The sequence below is a fragment of the Enterobacter cloacae genome (genome assembly GCF_011078175.1).
In the GTDB taxonomy this organism is placed as follows: Bacteria; Pseudomonadota; Gammaproteobacteria; order Enterobacterales; family Enterobacteriaceae; genus Enterobacter; species Enterobacter cloacae_Q.
Genome location: NZ_JAALCJ010000002.1, coordinates 499,722 through 516,878, shown reverse-complemented (window position 1 = coordinate 516,878; position 17,157 = coordinate 499,722). Strand labels below are relative to the sequence as shown.

Genomic DNA, 17,157 nt, shown 5'->3' with positions numbered 1-17,157 from the left:
CGGCTCCGGTTTTTTCTTTTATTTTCTGAGGCATAACGTATGGCATGCGGCGAATTCTCCCTGATTGCCCGTTATTTCGACCGTGTCAGAACCTCTCGTCTTGATGTTGAAACCGGCATTGGCGATGACTGCGCACTTCTCAATATTCCCGAAAAACAGACGCTGGCGATCAGCACCGACACCTTAGTGTGTGGGCGTCATTTCCTGCCCGATATTGATCCCGCTGACCTGGCGTATAAGGCGCTGGCGGTCAACGTCAGCGATCTGGCGGCAATGGGGGCCGACCCGGCCTGGCTGACGCTTGCTCTGACGCTGCCGGAGGTGGATGAGGCCTGGCTTGAAGCCTTCAGCGATGCGCTGTTTGAACAGCTGAATTATTACGATATGCAGCTGATTGGCGGCGATACCACTGCCGGTCCGCTGTCGATGACCCTGGCTATCCACGGCTATGTGCCTGCCGGGCGCGCGCTGAAGCGTTCGGGCGCAAAACCGGGCGACTGGATCTACGTGACCGGAACGCCGGGGGACAGCGCGGCCGGGCTCGCGATCCTTCAGAACCGTTTAGCGGTTGAAGATGCTGATGATGCAGCCTACCTGGTGAAACGCCACCTGCGACCTACGCCGCGTATTTTGCACGGTCAGGCGCTGCGCGAGCGGGCCAGTTCAGCTATCGATCTGTCTGACGGGCTGATCTCCGATCTTGGTCATATTCTGAAAGCCAGCGGCGTGGGCGCGCGGATCGATCTGGATCTGTTCCCACTGTCAGAGCCGTTGCGTCGCCATGCCGGGCCTGAGCAGGCGCTTCGCTGGGCGTTATCCGGTGGAGAAGATTATGAGCTGTGCTTCACCGTGCCTGAGCTGAATCGCGGAACGTTGGATGTGGCGTTAGCGCATCTGGGGGCTAAGTTTACCTGCATCGGGCAGGTGATGCCGGAAAGTGAAGGGCTGCTGTTTGTCCGTGACGGCGCCCCCGTTACGCTTGACTGGAAAGGTTACGATCACTTTGGGTGAGTGTATAGCCGGGTGACGGCTTCGCCTTACCCGGCCTACGATCGCACTTTATTTGTAGGCCAGGCAAGCGTAGCGCCACCCGGCAAGTATTTACTTAAACCCTACCACCGGATGCTGCTGATACGGCGTCTCCAGCTCGGCAATCTGCTCCGGCGTCAACGATAAGTCCACCGCACTCAACAACTCATCCAGCTGTTCTTCCCGCGATGTGCCCACAATCGGCGCGGCGACACCGCGCTTGCTCAGCAGCCACGCCAGCGCCACCTGTGCGCGCGTTGCACCGATATCGTCTGCGATCCCGGCCAGACGTTCGGCAATTAACGCATCGCTGGCTTCTGTTTCGCCATACAGGTTTTTACCCACTTCATCCGATACCAGCCGGGCGGTGGTTTCGCCCCATGGACGGGTTAAACGTCCGCGCGCCAGCGGGCTCCACGGGATCACCGCCACGCCTTCCTGGTAGCAGAGCGGCAGCATCTCGCGCTCTTCCTCCCGGTAAATCAGGTTGTAGTGATCCTGCATGGTGACAAAGCGCGCCCAGCCGTTCTGCGCCTGGAGATCGAGCGCCTGGGCAAACTGTGAGGCATGCATGGACGACGCGCCGATATAGCGTGCTTTACCGGCTTTAACGACGTCGTTCAACGCTTCAAGCGTCTCTTCGATCGGGGTGTTGTAATCCCAGCGGTGAATTTGCAGCAGGTCGACGTAATCCATGTTCAGGCGTCTGAGGCTGTCATCAATGGAACGCAGGATCTGCGCGCGAGAAAGGCCTTCAGCCAGATCGCCCGACGGGTAGTACACCTTGGTGGCGACCACAATGTCATCCCGACGGGCAAAATCTCGCAGGGCGCGGCCCACTATCTCTTCGCTGCTGCCGTCGGAGTAGCTGTTGGCGGTATCGAAGAAGTTGATGCCGCCGTCAATGGCGCGCTTGATGATGGGGCGGCTGCTCTCTTCCGGCAGCGTCCAGGCATGATTTCCCCGGTCAGGCTCGCCAAACGTCATGCATCCCAGGCAAAGCCGGGACACCTTAAGGTCCGTTTTTCCTAATGTCGTGTATTGCATGGTTCCGCTCCTGCTGTTTAAACAATACGTTTAAGCATAGCAGGAGCAGAAAAGGGGAGGGATCAGGCCAGCCAGGTGCGGATTTTAGCTTCGATACCTGCGGCGTCCAGACCAATGTCGGCGCGCGCCTCATCCTGGGTGCCTTGCGGGATGAAGTGGTCAGGGAGGCCGAGATTAAGCACCGGAACGGCTTTACGGTTCGCCATCAGCACTTCGTTCACGCCGCTACCCGCGCCACCCATAATGGCATTCTCTTCCAGCGTGACCAGCACGTCATGGCTTTCCGCCATGCTCAGGATCAGAGATTCATCGAGCGGCTTCACGAAACGCATATCGACCAGCGTCGCGTTCATGTTTTCAGCGACCTTTGACGCTTCCGGCATCAGCGTACCAAAGTTCAGGATCGCCACTTTTTCACCGCGGCGTTTCACCAGGCCTTTACCAATGTCCAGTTTTTCCAGCGGCTGTAATTCAACGCCAAGGGCATTACCGCGTGGATAACGTACCGCGCAGGGGCCGTCCTGATAGTGATAGCCGGTATACAGCATCTGACGACACTCGTTTTCGTCGCTTGGCGTCATGATCACCATGTCCGGGATGCAGCGCAGGAAGGAGAGATCAAACGCGCCCTGGTGCGTCTGGCCGTCAGCCCCCACAATGCCCGCGCGATCGATAGCAAACAGCACCGGCAGCTTCTGAATGGCAACGTCATGGATAACCTGATCGTAGGCGCGTTGCAGGAAGGTGGAGTAGATCGCCACCACCGGCTTGTAGCCGCCAATTGCCAGTCCCGCGGCGAAGGTGACGGCATGCTGCTCGGCAATGGCGACGTCGAAATACTGGTCCGGGTATTTTTTGGAAAACTCCACCATGCCGGAGCCTTCGCGCATGGCAGGGGTCACCGCCATCAGCATGTTGTCTTTCGCCGCCGTTTCGCAAAGCCAGTCGCCAAAGATTTTTGAGTAGCTCGGCATCCCGCCGCTGCTTTTTGGCAGACACCCGCTGGTATGGTCGAACTTAGGTACCGCGTGGAAGGTGATGGGATCTTTTTCCGCCGGTTCGTAGCCACGCCCTTTCTTGGTCATAATGTGCAGGAACTGCGGGCCTTTCAGGTCACGCATGTTTTTAAGCGTCGTCACCAGACCCAGCACATCGTGGCCGTCCACCGGGCCAATATAGTTAAAGCCCAGCTCTTCGAACAACGTACCCGGCACGACCATGCCTTTAATGTGTTCTTCGGTACGCTTAAGCAGCTCTTTGATCGGCGGTACGCCGGAGAAGACTTTTTTACCGCCTTCACGCAGTGAGGAGTAAAGCTTGCCGGACAGCAGCTGCGCCAGGTGGTTATTCAGCGCGCCGACGTTCTCGGAGATCGACATCTCGTTATCGTTGAGGATCACCAGCATGTCCGGTTTGATATCGCCCGCGTGGTTCATGGCCTCAAAGGCCATCCCGGCGGTGATCGCCCCGTCGCCAATCACGCAGACGGTGCGGCGCTGTTTATTCTCTTTTTCGGCGGCAACGGCAATCCCGATGCCCGCAGAAATGGAGGTGGAAGAGTGGCCGACGCTCAGCACGTCATACTCGCTCTCACCGCGCCACGGGAACGGATGCAGGCCACCTTTCTGGCGAATGGTGCCAATTTTATCGCGACGTCCGGTCAGAATTTTGTGCGGATAGGCCTGGTGGCCTACATCCCAGATCAGCTGATCGAACGGCGTGTTATAGACGTAATGCAACGCCACGGTCAGCTCAACCGTGCCAAGTCCGGAGGCGAAGTGGCCGCTGGAGCGGCTAACGCTGTCGAGAAGGTAGCGACGCAGCTCGTCACATAGCTTCGGCAGACTCTCTTTCGGCAACAGACGCAACTCCTGAGTGGAGTCAACTAACGCCAGTGTCGGGTATTTGGCAATATCAAAACTCATCAAAGGCTCATCGAGATTTATAGTTTATTTATCACGCTGGATTATGTAGTCCGCTAGCGCTTCCAGTGCCGAGGTATCCAGCGATTGCGCAGCCAGCTCATTCAGCGAACGGCGGGCATCGTCTATCAGATCCCGGGCTTTTTGTTGGGCATGCTCAAGGCCCAACAGGGCGGGGTAGGTACTTTTGCCAAGCTGCTGATCCGCACCCTGACGTTTTCCCAATGTTGCAGTATCGCCCACCACATCCAGAATGTCATCCTGAACCTGGAATGCCAGACCGATACTTTCTGCGTATCTGTCCAGAATCGACAGGGCTTTGCGCCCGCGTTCCCCCGCGCTCAACGCGCCCAGGCGAACGGCTGCACGAATCAGGGCGCCCGTTTTATGACGGTGGATGCGTTCAAGCTGCTCCAGTGTAACCTGACGACCTTCAGCCTCTAAATCCAGCGCCTGGCCACCGCACATCCCGGCGACGCCGCTGGCCATCGCCAGTTCGGACACCATTGCCAGACGATCGCGATCGCTCACCTCAACCATCGGCGCATCGCTCAGAATGGAGAAGGCCAGGGTTTGCAGCGCATCACCCGCCAGAATGGCATTCGCTTCGCCAAATTTAATATGGCAGGTTGGCTGACCGCGACGCAGATCGTCATCGTCCATGGCCGGCAAATCATCGTGGATCAGCGAATAGGCGTGGATACACTCCACGGCGGCTGCCGGGGCGTCCAGCGTGTTATCGCTGATACCGAACATGTTGCCCGTGGCATACACCAGGAACGGACGCAGGCGTTTACCCCCCAAGAGTGCGCCATAGTGCATGGCTTCAACCAGTGGAGTGTTCTGAAAAGGCTGCGGCTCAATGAAACGGCGCAGCGCGGCGTTGGCGCGGATGACGCGCGCCTGAAGCGCGTTGGTAAAATCCATTTACTCGGCGTCCGGTGTGAAGGGCGTGGTTTTAGCGTCTTCGCTGTCGGAGAGCAGGATCTGTACACGCTGCTCAGCCTGCTGGAGTTTTACCTGCCCCTGGCGCGCAAGCTGCACGCCGCGTTCAAATTCGTTGAGCGCGTCTTCCAGCGGGAGATCGCCGCTCTCAAGACGGGTAACGATCTGCTCCAGTTCACTCAGCGCAGTTTCGAAACTGGCCGGTGCGTCGTTTTTCTTCGGCATAGTGAATTGACTCTTAAATTTTTCGCCCTGACATGGTAACGGACTCGGGGCAATTATCAAATAACGCGAGTGGCGCGATGGTGGTATACTTGCGCGCCTGGATGCAGCCACGGGTGTGGGCTGCTGTATCATTTTCCACTACAAGCCTTTATAAGCTTGCCTAAGAAACATTGCCGCCATGAAGTTTATCATTAAATTGTTCCCTGAAATCACCATCAAAAGCCAATCCGTGCGTTTGCGCTTTATTAAAATTCTCACCGGGAACATTCGTAACGTATTAAAACACTACGACGAAACGCTCGCCGTGGTGCGTCACTGGGATCACGTGGAAGTCCGCGCGAAAGACGAAAACAAACGTCTTGATATTCGCGACGCGTTGACCCGTATCCCGGGTATTCACCATATTCTGGAAGTGGAAGACGTTCCTTTCAGCGATATGCACGATATCTTCGAAAAGGCGCTGGTGCAGTACCGCGACCAGATCGAAGGGAAAACCTTCTGCGTACGCGTGAAGCGCCGCGGTAAGCATGAGTTTAGCTCTATTGAAGTTGAACGCTACGTCGGCGGCGGTCTGAACCAGCACGTCGAGACGGCGCGCGTACGCCTGACTAACCCGGATGTCACCGTTAACCTTGAGATCGAAAACGATCGTCTGTTGCTGGTAAAGGGACGCTACGAAGGTATTGGCGGTTTCCCTATCGGCACTCAGGAAGATGTGCTGTCGCTGATCTCCGGCGGATTCGACTCCGGCGTCTCCAGCTATATGCTGATGCGACGCGGTTGCCGCGTTCATTACTGCTTCTTTAACCTGGGCGGCGCAGCGCATGAAATTGGCGTACGTCAGGTGGCGCATTACCTGTGGAATCGCTTCGGCAGCTCTCACCGCGTACGTTTTGTGGCGATCAACTTTGAGCCGGTGGTGGGTGAAATCCTCGAAAAAGTGGATGACGGTCAGATGGGCGTGGTGCTGAAGCGCATGATGGTACGCGCGGCGTCCAAAGTGGCTGAGCGCTACGGCGTGCAGGCGCTGGTCACCGGTGAAGCGCTGGGGCAGGTCTCCAGCCAGACGCTGACCAATCTGCGTCTTATCGACAATGTGTCTGATACGCTGATCCTGCGTCCGCTGATCTCTCACGATAAAGAGCACATCATCGATCTGGCGCGTAAAATCGGTACTGAAGATTTTGCCCGCACCATGCCAGAATATTGCGGTGTGATCTCAAAAAGTCCAACCATTAAAGCGGTGAAGGCGAAGATCGAAGCGGAAGAGGAGAACTTCGATTTCAGCATTCTGGAAAAAGTGGTGGCGGAAGCGTCCAACATCGATATTCGTGAGATCGCCCAGCAGACCGAGCAGGAAGTGGTTGAGGTGGAGACGGTCAGCGGCTTCGGTGCTAACGATACGATTCTGGATATCCGTTCTGTTGACGAGCAGGATGACAAACCGTTGCAGGTGGAAGGCGTGGAGGTGGTTTCGCTGCCGTTCTACAAGCTGAGCACCCAGTTTGGCGATCTCGACCAGAGCAAAACGTATCTGCTGTGGTGCGAACGTGGGGTCATGAGCCGTTTGCAGGCGCTGTATCTGCGTGAGCAGGGCTTCTCGAACGTGAAGGTGTATCGCCCGTAGTTTATTGTCGGGGAGTGCGGCCTGATGCCCTCACTCGACCTTCTCCCACGGGGAGAGGGCGCAAACATTAAAAACGGCAACCTGAGGTTGCCGTTTTGCTTTTACCTGGCGCCGCCCGGCTTTTTTATTCGTAGTAGTTATAAATCCCCGCCGCCATCACCAGCGATGACGCCACTTCGTATGCTTTTTCGCGCCCGACCAGCAGGTCGATTATCTTCAGGCCAAAATCAATCGCGGTGCCCGGCCCCTGACTGGTGAGCAGGTTAACGCGCGGATCCCAGACCACGCGTTTGTCCACCCACTGGTCTTCCGGGATCGTGTCCTTCAGGGCAGGGAAGCCGGTCATATTGCCGATGGGGAAAATGTCGTGCGGAACCAGCACCGTTCCGGCGGCAGCGCAGATGGTTGCGACGATACGACCCGACAGATGAAACTGTCGCACGGTTTCGACCAAAAGCGGGCTATCGCGGAAACACTCCGCGCCTTTTAAGCCGCCGGGCAGAACGATAATGTCGTAATCTCCGTCCGCTACCTGCACAAGCGGTGCATCCGCCAGGATTTTGACCCCGCGTGAACAGGTGACCGCAAGATTGCCGTCGCTGGCAACGCTCGCGGTGGTCACCGTGATACCGCCCCGCACCATTAAATCTATGGTGGTGACAGCTTCCATCTCTTCGCTACCAGGGGCGAGGCATACCAGTGCTGACGCGCTCATACTCATTCTCCTTACGTTTAACCTGATCGTACAGGCGGGCGTTTTCAGGCACCGCGATACCGTGCGCACGGGCGCGCTTTAACAGATAGCCGGTGATATAGTCGATTTCGGTGTGGCGTAACGCACGTACGTCCTGTAGCATCGAAGAGATATTTTCTTTAGTACTATCAATAACCTGCTCGACATAATAGCGTAAATCTTCCGCAGAAGTGTGCAAGCCTTCGCGCTCTACTACCGAAGCCACTTCTTTACACAGCGTTTCTATCTCCCGCGGATGGTTTTTTAGCTCGCCGTTCGGGCAGTCCCACAGGGCCGTCAGCGGGTTGATCACACAGTTTACCGCCAGCTTGCGCCACAGCTGAGGGCGGATGTTGTTGTGCCAGGCGACGTCCGGCAATACCGTTTGCAGGATGTCGGCCAGATAGCTGTAATCGCCGTCCTGCTCGCGGGCCGGACCGATATGCGTCACGCCGCTGGCAACATGCACGATGATATTGCCGTCGCGACGTGCAGCGTGCGTGGTGGTTGCCATCAGCAGAGGCTGTGGAACGCTTTGCAGCTCATCAAGTGTTCCCATGCCGTTATGCAGCAGCAGAATGGGGGAAGTGGGGGGGAGCTGAGCGGCCAGCGCTTTTACCGCGTCGGAAACCTGCCACGCTTTGAGCGTCACCAGGAGCAGGTCGCTTTGCGCGAGGAAATCAGGATCGTTCGCGGTGAGGGATTCATTAAAGATGATTCCGTCTTCTCCGATCAGGTTGACGCTGCAATAGGGCTGGGGCACACGCAGCCAGCCCTGGACTTCATGTCCGTGCTTGCAAAGCGCGGTCAGCCACAGCTGGCCAAGCGCTCCGCATCCGAGCACTGTAATTTTCATTGTTCCTCCTCACCTGCAACTGCGCCAGGTGTTACAGCTTAATTATACAGCTAAGCTTCTGTTGAGTTATGCCTCGTAGCGGGTATTATGCAACGCAACAAAAGTGAAGGGAGAAAAAAGATGCCATCTTTCGATATTGTTTCCGAAGTTGATATCCAGGAAGTTCGCAACGGCGTTGAGAACGCAACCCGCGAAGTTGAGTCACGTTTTGATTTTCGTGGCGTTGAAGCGTCGTTTGAGCTGAATGACGCAAATAAGACCATTAAAGTGCTGAGCGAGTCAGATTTCCAGGTGAACCAGCTGCTCGACATTCTGCGCGCCAAGCTGTTAAAACGCGGCATCGAAGGGACGTCTCTCGATGTACCGGACGAATTTGTGCACAGCGGTAAGAACTGGTTTGTAGAAGCAAAGCTGAAGCAGGGTATTGAGAGCGCGGTGCAGAAGAAGATCGTTAAGCTCATTAAAGATAGCAAGCTGAAGGTCCAGGCGCAGATTCAGGGCGAAGAAATTCGTGTGACCGGTAAATCTCGCGACGATCTTCAGTCCGTTATGGCGTTGGTACGCGGCGGCGATTTAGGTCAGCCGTTCCAGTTTAAAAACTTCCGCGATTAATTATTATCAATAAAAAGAGCCGTATAAAACGGCTCTTTTTTATATATGTCGATAACCGTTAAATGATTAAAGGTACATCAGCGAAATGGTTGCCTGACCGTCAATCTGCGTGTCGTCGGTAATGGCAAGCGTGGTGGTGCCCTGAATCGCCAGGCTCGTCACCAGCGGAATAGTTGCGGTTTTAAATGCAACAGGCTCCAGCGTACCGGTGGCAGCAACAGTGTAAACCTGCAATGCATGCTCGACACGTGCCCGTGGGTTATTATTTTTCCAGGCTGGCAAACCCTCATTGATCCACATAGGGCTAGACAGGAAATCAGCGGCTTTACCGTCTACCATAATGTTGGCAGGATCCGCTGCCAGTGCCCAGCTACCAATTTTCACGTTTTCGGCAGTAAGACCCGCACCAAAAGTGCGATAATCACCAGCATCTGCTGATTCGCCGTTTGCATAGGCGTTTTCTACCGTGATTTGGGCATCAGTCGCACTGCGATCGTCGACAACCTGGAAGCCGACTTTCGTGTCGCTTGAACAGGTAATGGTCAAATTGATTTTTTTCTGACCCAGCTGATTTGTCTCTGTTGCTGACAGTTCGCCAAGATGAATGGTGCCGTAATCCACTACGCCGCCGCCAGACAGCTCTGGAGAACAGGCGGCATTGGTCAGGGTGCCTTTAACTTTCAGAACGGCACTCGGATCGGCGGCAAAGGCGGAGGTGACGGAAAGAGCAAGCGCGGACGCGAGAAGAATCTTTTTCATGTGTTAATCCATAACATGTGCAAATAATAAGTGGGAAGATATAGTGATATCTTTATAAGTCACGCCTGTTTGTCCATGAAATACATTCAAAACAGGCCCGTGAAAAATTATATTTTATAATTCACGCTAAACAACTAAACAAAATTAACAGATGGATTAAGTACTATTTAATGGGAAGGCCATTTTTGCGTTTAAAAATATGTGATTATTTCTTAATGTTTCAGAGGGTGAAGGGATGTTAATTTAAGATAGAAAGTGTATGAATGATCAAACTATTTAATAAAGCCCATAATTGAATGCCCCCATACAGCTGGTTATTTCATGTTAAGCGGTTTTAAGATCCTGGGTTCGGTATTCTGCCGGGCTCATGGCTTCTTATTTCAGGCTTGTCCGTCCGTTATTGTAATAATAGATATTGTCCTCTATCGCTTTTTTTATTCGATAATACTCAGGAGCTGATTTCACGATTAAACAGATCGAGTACTGGCGACAGGTACAGTTTTTTCCTGTACCAACAACGCGTTAACATCCGTTATCCATTTTTTGTTGACGTTTGAGGCACCAACGTCCCGGTCAAGTATATGAGTCGTGAGCTTGCCCTTCTCATCCGTCAGGGACCGATATTTCTCCACTCTTATCAGAGACCGGATCGACCTCGCCGCCATCATCCGCTGCATTGTTTGACGGTTTATTAACTGCTCCTGCCTACTCAGCAAGAGTGCGAGCATGCGGTAGCCATAACGTCTTTTATAATAGCGGTACGATGTGCGCCATCGCGTTTGGCCAGGAAATGCTTAACTACCGCTACTCTGGTTTCGAGGGGGTAGGTTGGCTTAGCCATATAAACTGCACCCTACTCAGTTGGGCATCCAACTTTTGGGGTGCAGCCCAAAGAAGGGGGCTTGAATCACATTAGCCAGCGGGGGATCCTTGCAGGGCCTGCTCCACTTCGAAGCGGTTGGTCACCTTGCTGTCTATTTTGACGTAAGCGCTGCGCTCTTCAGGGACAATCAGTACCTCCGTCACTCCTTCTTTTGCTTCCAGACGCTGTTTCAGCGCATCGCTAATCGGCACATTAGCTGGAATTTCTACGCGCAGGCTGCTGACGTAGCGAGGCTCTTTCATGGTGCTGGCGACCAACAGCCAGATTGTCGCCAGCAGCGCGCCCGCGAGAAACACGGTTTGAGAGTCAAACAAGCCGTCCACCCAGCCGCCAAGCGAGCCGCCAATCGCCACGCCGAGGAACTGGCTGGTGGAATAAATGCCCATCGCCGTGCCTTTGTAACCGGCCGGAGATTCTTTGCTGATCAGCGACGGCAGCAGAGCTTCCATCAGGTTAAACGCAAGGAAAAACAGCTGCACACCGGCAATCAGCTCCCAGAAGTGTGGGCCAGAACCCCAGAGGACAATCTCGGCAACCAGCAGCAATGCCACGCAGCCAATAAAGACGCGTTTCATCTTACGCTTCACTTCAGCATAAATGATGAATGGCACCACGGAGACAAACGAAATCACCATCGTGACCAGATAGATTTTCCAGTGCTCGGCCGCCGGGAAGCCCGCTGCGGCCAGCTGGCCGGGCAGGGCGACAAAGGTCGACATCAGCAGGATATGCAGGCACATAATACCGAAGTTCAGCTTCAGCAGGCGTGGCTCGACCAGCACTTTGCTGAAGCAGCCCTTAACCATCCCCGATTCACGGTTGAGGACGTGGTTTTTGCTGTCAGGCACGACCCACAGCGTTAGTGCGATCCCGATGGTTGCCAGCCCGGCAATCATCCAGAACAGGGCGTGCAGACCGAGCGCATGGGTAATAATCGGACCTAATACCATGGCAATAGCAAAAGTAACGCCGAAGCTGACGCCGATAAACGCCATGGCTTTGGTGCGGTTTTGCTCGCGGGTTAAATCTGACAGCAGCGCCATCACGGCGGCGGCAATGGCTCCGGACCCTTGCAGGGCGCGACCAAGGATAATGCCCCAGATGGAGTGGGAAAGGGCGGCGATGATGCTGCCGAGCACAAACACCAGCAGCCCGCCAACAATCAGCGGTTTGCGTCCCACGCGGTCGGAGAGCAGACCAAACGGGATCTGGAATACCGCCTGGGCCAGACCGTAAATGCCAATGGCCAGGCCAATCAACGCCTCGCTCGCCCCCTGTAGCGCCATACCGTAGGTGGTCAGAACAGGCAGGACCATAAACATGCCGAGCATCCTTAGCGAGAAGACGGTCCCTAAGCCCCAGGTTGCGCGTAGCTCGCCTGGCGTCATTTTATAATCGTTCATTACCACCTCAGTTCAAAAGCAGGCCATAGTGTAGTGCGGGGAAGGGGCGGGGTAAATAAAGGCTTATTTAACAAATATTACATGCGTGATTAATTGATTTTGTGAATAAAAAAGGGTGCCGAAGCACCCTTTTATTAACCTGTTGTCGCTTACCAGACGTAAGTCAGCAGGTTTTGTGAATCAGGCACCATGAAGTCTACGGACATCATCACGGACAGGGAGGTAATGGCGACAATCGAGAACACAAACAGCTTGCGTGCCCAGACCTTGTCATCTTCCACTTTGTAACCGCGCAGGGCCATGCCGAGCCACCAGACGCTCACCGCGGCTGCTACCACCAGATATTTATATCCAGCGTAACCGCCCAGAGAGAGCATCAGCGTTGCCACGGCAAAAGCGATGATGTAGAGCGTGATGTGGTTCTTGGCAACCGAAATGCCCTTCACGACCGGCAGAACCGGAATGTTCGCCGCCTGATAATCCTTAAAGCGGAAAATCGCAATGGCGTAGGAGTGCGGCATCTGCCACAGGCTAAAGATAGCCAGCAGGATCAGCGCACCGCTGTCGAACTCGTTCGTGACGGCGCAGTAGCCAATCACCGGCGGCGCAGCGCCGGAGAGAGAACCAATCAACGTGCCGTAGACGGAGTGACGTTTCATATACAGGCTGTAGACGCCCACATACACCACGAACCCCATCACCCCCAGCCAGCAGGCCAGCGGGTTTGCACCAAACCACAGCAGCATAAAGCCAGCAATACCCAGCAAGGTGGCGTACACCAGCGAGACGGAAGGGGCAATCAGGCCTTTAACCAGCACCCGATTTTTGGTCCTTTCCATCTTCTTGTCGATATCCATGTCGATGTAGTTGTTAAATACACAACCGGACGCAACCACCAGTGACACACCGACCAGCGTGTAAATAAAGAGGGCGTAATCAATGCTGCCTTTAGAGGCCAGCAGGAACCCTCCGATTACGGAGATCAGGTTGCCAAAGATGATGCCTGGTTTCGTGACTTGCAGGTATTGCTTAAACATACTCGCCGCTCTTAGTGAACCATCATGTTGTAGTTAAGGTTCCACATAATCCAGATGGAACCGACTACCAGGATAGCGATGATAATCACGGTAAAGATAAAGGCCGTCATGTTCCAGCCTTCATCGGACTTGGTGTTCATGTGCAGGAAGCAAACCAGATGCACCAGAATCTGAATCACAGCGGTCACCAGGATTGCTCCCAGAATAACCGGCTTGGACGCAGAACCGTTCATCACCATCCAGAACGGGATCACCGTCAGAATGATCGACAGGATGAAACCTGTCATGTAGGTTTTTACGCTGCCGTGGGAAGCGCCATGATCGTTAGAATGACTCATTACATCGCCCCCATCAGATAGACAACAGAGAACACACAGATCCATACCACGTCCAGGAAGTGCCAGAACAGGCTCAGGCACATAATACGGGTACGGTTAGTACTGGTCAGGCCGCGACGGGAGATCTGGAACATCAGCACTGCCATCCAGATCAGACCCGAGGTCACGTGCAGACCGTGGGTGCCTACCAGCGCGAAGAACGCTGACAGGAAGCCGCTACGATCCGGGCCGAAGCCTTCCATGATCAGGTGATGGAATTCATAGATTTCCATCCCGATAAAGCCAGCACCAAACAGCCAGGTCAACGCCAGCCAGGAGACAACCTGGCTCTTGTTGTTTTTATACATGGCGATAGCCGCCATGCCGTAGGTGATGGAGCTGAATAACAGCAGTGCGGTTTCAACCAGAACGAACGGCAGTTCAAAGATGTCCTTACCGGTCGGGCCGCCCGCTGTGCCGTTCACCAGAACGGCATAGGTCGCGAACAGACAGCAGAACAGGATGCAGTCGCTCATCAGGTAGATCCAGAAACCGAAGACTTTCGTCGGTCCTGTATCATGGTGCGCATGTTCATGCGCGTGGGCAGTCGAGTGCGCCAGAGTATCAGTTGCCATTTTTCAGCCCCGCTTTAGAAATCTCGTCAAAATGCTGGTTTTCCAGCTTTTCAACTTCACGGACTGGTACGTAGTAGTCCACGTCCTCGTCAAAGCTCTTCACAATCCAGCTGATTACGATGCCAGCGAAGCCAACAATCGCCATCCACCAGATGTGCCAGATCATTGCGAAACCAAATACCGTTGCGAAGGCGGCAATCACGATGCCCGCACCGCTGTTTTTCGGCATATGGATCTCTTCGTAATGTTCAGGTTGCTTGTACGCTTCACCTTTTTCTTTCATTTCCCAGAATGCATCACGCTCATGAATGTGCGGCACTACGGCAAAGTTATAGAACGGAGGTGGAGAAGAGGTAGACCACTCCAGCGTACGGCCACCCCATGGGTCCCCGGTCAGGTCGCGATTCAGGTTACGGTCACGGATAGACACGTAATACTGAATCAGCTGGCACAGGATACCGCAGGCAATCAGCGCTGCGCCGCCCGCTGCAATCAACAGCATCGGATGGAACTGCGGATCGATCTGCTGGCTCAGACGACGGGTCATCCCCATGAAGCCCAGCACGTACAGCGGCATAAACGCCACGAAGAAACCGATGATCCAGAACCAGAACGCGCGTTTACCCCATTTTTCGTTCAGGGTGAAACCGAACGCTTTTGGCCACCAGTAGGTCACACCAGCGAAGCAGCCGAAGACGACGCCGCCGATGATAACGTTATGGAAGTGCGCAATCAGGAACAGGCTGTTGTGAAGAACAAAGTCCGCGCCCGGTACCGCGAGCAGTACGCCGGTCATCCCACCTACGGAGAAGGTAACGATGAAGCCGATGGTCCACAGCATGGCTGAGTGGAATACGATACGGCCCTGATACATGGTGAACAGCCAGTTGAAGATCTTAACCCCGGTCGGGATCGCGATAATCATGGTGGTAATACCGAAGAAGGCGTTTACGTTCGCGCCCGCACCCATGGTGAAGAAGTGGTGCAGCCAGACGATGAACGACAGAACGGTAATACATACGGTTGCCCACACCAGCGAGGTGTAACCAAACAGACGTTTACGCGAGAAGGTTGCCGCGATTTCGGAGAACACACCGAACACCGGCAGAACCAGGATGTACACTTCCGGGTGGCCCCAGGCCCAAATCAGGTTGATGTACATCATCATGTTGCCACCCATATCATTCGTGAAGAAATGGGTACCCAGATAGCGGTCCAGGGTCAGCAGCGCGATGGTGACGGTCAGAATTGGGAACGACGCGATAATCAGGACGTTGGCGCACAGAGATGCCCAGGTAAATACCGGCATCTTGAACATCGTCATTCCTGGTGCACGCATCTTCAGGATGGTCACGAAGAAGTTAATACCGGTCAGAGTGGTACCGACACCGGAGAGCTGAAGCGCCCAAATCCAGTAGTCAACGCCCACGCCCGGACTGTACTCAATTCCCGAAAGTGGCGGGTAGGCCAGCCAGCCGGTCTGAGCAAATTCGCCCACACCCAGTGACAGGTTAACCAGGATAACGCCGACAACCGTGAACCAGAAGCTCAGGTTATTCAGGAACGGGAACGCAACGTCGCGCGCGCCGATTTGCAGCGGAACGACAACGTTCATCAGACCGATTACCAGCGGCATCGCCACGAAGAAGATCATGATAACGCCGTGGGCGGTAAAGATCTGATCGTAGTGGTGCGGCGGCAGGAAGCCGGCTTCGCCCGCAGACGCAAGCGCCTGCTGGCTACGCATCATGATCGCATCCGCAAAGCCACGAATTAACATGACGATACCGACGATGCAGTACATGATGCCGAGTTTTTTGTGGTCAACCGAAGTCAGCCACTCGTTCCACAGGTAGCTCCACTTACCGAAGTAAGTGATCAGGCCAACTAAGGCCGCGCCACCAATGATAATTGCAGCAATCGTAACCATGATAATGGGTTCATGGTACGGCACCGCATCCAATGTCAATTTTCCGAACATTTTCTTCCTCGGCCCCTTAGTGAGCGGTTTCCGCGTGGCTCATGTCCATGCCTTCCATACCCTGGTGCGTGTTGTGCTCGCCTTCAGGCTGGGTCATGTCCATGCTCATGCCGTGATCCATAAATTTGCCAATAACATCTTTGAACAGATTCGGTTTCACGTTAGAGAAGTACTCCACCTTGTTATATTCGCTAGGTGCAGCCACTTTTTCGAACGCCGCCATGTCAGACATGGTGTTTGGAGACTGCTTCGCTTTTGCAACCCACTGGTCGAAAGCGGCACGGTCTGGCGTAGCGATAGCTTTGAACTTCATACCCGAGAAGCCCGGGCCACTATAGCTGGCGGAGATACCGTCGTAGGTGCCTGCTTCATTCGCGATCAGGTGCAGGTTAGTCTGCATACCGGCCATCGCGTAAATCTGGCTGCCCAGACGTGGGATGAAGAAGGAGTTCATTACGGAGTTGGAGGTCACTTTGAACTGCACCGGAGTGTTCGCCGGGAAGGCGATTTCATTCACGGTAGCAATGCCCTGCTCTGGATAGATGAAGAACCATTTCCAGTCCATGGAGACCACTTCAATGGTAATGGGTTTTTCATCGTGAACCAGCGGTTTGCTCGGCTCAAGTGCGTGAGTGGTTTTCCAGGTGAGTACAGCAAGGAACAGGATGATCAGAATAGGTACCGTCCAGACCACAGCTTCCACTTTATTGGAGTGTGACCAGTTCGGGCTATACTTCGCATCTTTATTGCTCGCACGATACTTCCAGGCGAAACCAACAGCCATCAAGATGGCAGGAATAACCACAATCAACATCAGGCCAAAAGCCGTCAGTATCAATGAACGTTGTTCCAGTCCAATCTGTCCTTTGGGGTCTAGTAGTGCAGAATCGCAGCCACTGAGTAATACAGTGCCTGCGAATAATGACAACCATCCCAAACTTTTATTGTATTTCCTGAGTCTCATTTAACGACCTCAATTCCACGGGAGTCTGGTGGCGTTTAAAGTGTGGGGGCATTTTACGGGAAGGTTACATTACTGTAAACATCATTAGCCCTGTGTCAGGAAGGTGTTACCGGGTTCTGCCGCACATGTCACAAGTGTTGCAAATTATGTCGCGTTTCCCGGGGGAAGCCGCACGGAGTGGG

The 17,157-nt window shown here is 54.3% G+C and carries 16 protein-coding genes; 3 read left to right on the top strand and 13 right to left on the bottom strand.

What is annotated here, in order from left to right; all coding sequences use genetic code 11:
- Positions 1–39: 39 nt before the first annotated feature.
- Positions 40–1,011, top strand: a complete 972-nt coding sequence (gene thiL, locus G6Q29_RS06640) for a thiamine-phosphate kinase (protein ID WP_165464997.1) — start codon at positions 40–42, stop codon at positions 1,009–1,011.
- Positions 1,012–1,101: 90 nt separating this feature from the next.
- On the opposite strand, the gene G6Q29_RS06635 is transcribed toward thiL, so the two are convergent.
- The 4 genes from G6Q29_RS06635 to xseB all read right to left on the bottom strand — a co-directional run bounded on the left by G6Q29_RS06635 (position 1,102) and on the right by xseB (position 5,168).
- Positions 1,102–2,076 carry an aldo/keto reductase gene (locus tag G6Q29_RS06635; RefSeq protein WP_165464996.1) on the bottom strand — a complete coding sequence of 325 codons (975 nt, stop codon included), beginning with the start codon at positions 2,074–2,076 and terminating at the stop codon, positions 1,102–1,104.
- Between the two features lie 62 nt (positions 2,077–2,138).
- Entirely contained in the window at positions 2,139–4,001 is a 1,863-nt protein-coding gene (gene dxs, locus G6Q29_RS06630) for a 1-deoxy-D-xylulose-5-phosphate synthase (RefSeq protein ID WP_165464995.1), read from the bottom strand.
- A 24-nt stretch (positions 4,002–4,025) separates the two neighbouring features.
- Positions 4,026–4,925 carry a (2E,6E)-farnesyl diphosphate synthase gene (gene ispA, locus G6Q29_RS06625; protein WP_165464994.1) on the bottom strand — a complete coding sequence of 300 codons (900 nt, stop codon included), beginning with the start codon at positions 4,923–4,925 and terminating at the stop codon, positions 4,026–4,028.
- A complete protein-coding gene (xseB, locus tag G6Q29_RS06620; protein ID WP_003859094.1) occupies positions 4,926–5,168 on the bottom strand; it encodes an exodeoxyribonuclease VII small subunit in 243 nt (80 codons plus the stop codon).
- A gap of 178 nt (positions 5,169–5,346) precedes the next feature.
- On the opposite strand from xseB, the gene thiI reads away from it, so the two are divergent.
- Positions 5,347–6,795, top strand: coding sequence for a tRNA uracil 4-sulfurtransferase ThiI (thiI, locus tag G6Q29_RS06615; protein ID WP_165464993.1), 1,449 nt, complete (start codon positions 5,347–5,349; stop codon positions 6,793–6,795).
- Between the two features lie 124 nt (positions 6,796–6,919).
- Here the strand turns inward: thiI and yajL are convergent, their stop codons facing one another.
- Both yajL and panE read right to left on the bottom strand, forming a co-directional pair.
- A complete protein-coding gene (yajL, locus tag G6Q29_RS06610; RefSeq protein ID WP_165464992.1) occupies positions 6,920–7,510 on the bottom strand; it encodes a protein deglycase YajL in 591 nt (196 codons plus the stop codon).
- Positions 7,473–8,384 carry a 2-dehydropantoate 2-reductase gene (gene panE / locus G6Q29_RS06605; RefSeq protein ID WP_165464991.1) on the bottom strand — a complete coding sequence of 304 codons (912 nt, stop codon included), beginning with the start codon at positions 8,382–8,384 and terminating at the stop codon, positions 7,473–7,475. The genes yajL and panE overlap by 38 nt, the downstream gene beginning before the upstream one ends.
- Positions 8,385–8,504: 120 nt before the next feature.
- Between panE and G6Q29_RS06600 the strand changes: the two genes are divergently transcribed.
- Positions 8,505–8,996, top strand: a complete 492-nt coding sequence (locus G6Q29_RS06600; RefSeq protein WP_023293165.1) for a YajQ family cyclic di-GMP-binding protein — start codon at positions 8,505–8,507, stop codon at positions 8,994–8,996.
- A gap of 66 nt (positions 8,997–9,062) precedes the next feature.
- Here the strand turns inward: G6Q29_RS06600 and G6Q29_RS06595 are convergent, their stop codons facing one another.
- The 7 genes from G6Q29_RS06595 to cyoA form a co-directional block, all read right to left on the bottom strand.
- The gene (locus G6Q29_RS06595; RefSeq protein WP_165464990.1) at positions 9,063–9,755 is read right to left on the bottom strand and encodes a DUF1120 domain-containing protein; all 693 of its coding nucleotides are present in this window, start codon (positions 9,753–9,755) and stop codon (positions 9,063–9,065) included.
- A 912-nt stretch (positions 9,756–10,667) separates the two neighbouring features.
- Positions 10,668–12,041, bottom strand: a complete 1,374-nt coding sequence (locus tag G6Q29_RS06590) for an MFS transporter (RefSeq protein ID WP_165464989.1) — start codon at positions 12,039–12,041, stop codon at positions 10,668–10,670.
- A gap of 149 nt (positions 12,042–12,190) precedes the next feature.
- On the bottom strand, positions 12,191–13,078 hold the full coding sequence (gene cyoE / locus G6Q29_RS06585) for a heme o synthase (protein ID WP_006809889.1): 888 nt from the start codon (positions 13,076–13,078) through the stop codon (positions 12,191–12,193).
- An 11-nt stretch (positions 13,079–13,089) separates the two neighbouring features.
- On the bottom strand, positions 13,090–13,416 hold the full coding sequence (locus G6Q29_RS06580) for a cytochrome o ubiquinol oxidase subunit IV (protein WP_006809888.1): 327 nt from the start codon (positions 13,414–13,416) through the stop codon (positions 13,090–13,092).
- Positions 13,416–14,030 (bottom strand): cytochrome o ubiquinol oxidase subunit III, encoded by a 615-nt coding sequence (locus G6Q29_RS06575; protein WP_003859057.1) that lies wholly within the window; start codon positions 14,028–14,030, stop codon positions 13,416–13,418. The genes G6Q29_RS06580 and G6Q29_RS06575 overlap by 1 nt, the downstream gene beginning before the upstream one ends.
- Entirely contained in the window at positions 14,020–16,011 is a 1,992-nt protein-coding gene (cyoB, locus tag G6Q29_RS06570; RefSeq protein WP_165464988.1) for a cytochrome o ubiquinol oxidase subunit I, read from the bottom strand. The genes G6Q29_RS06575 and cyoB overlap by 11 nt, the downstream gene beginning before the upstream one ends.
- A 16-nt stretch (positions 16,012–16,027) precedes the next feature.
- Positions 16,028–16,975, bottom strand: coding sequence for a cytochrome o ubiquinol oxidase subunit II (gene cyoA / locus G6Q29_RS06565; RefSeq protein WP_165464987.1), 948 nt, complete (start codon positions 16,973–16,975; stop codon positions 16,028–16,030).
- Positions 16,976–17,157: the final 182 nt, after the last annotated feature.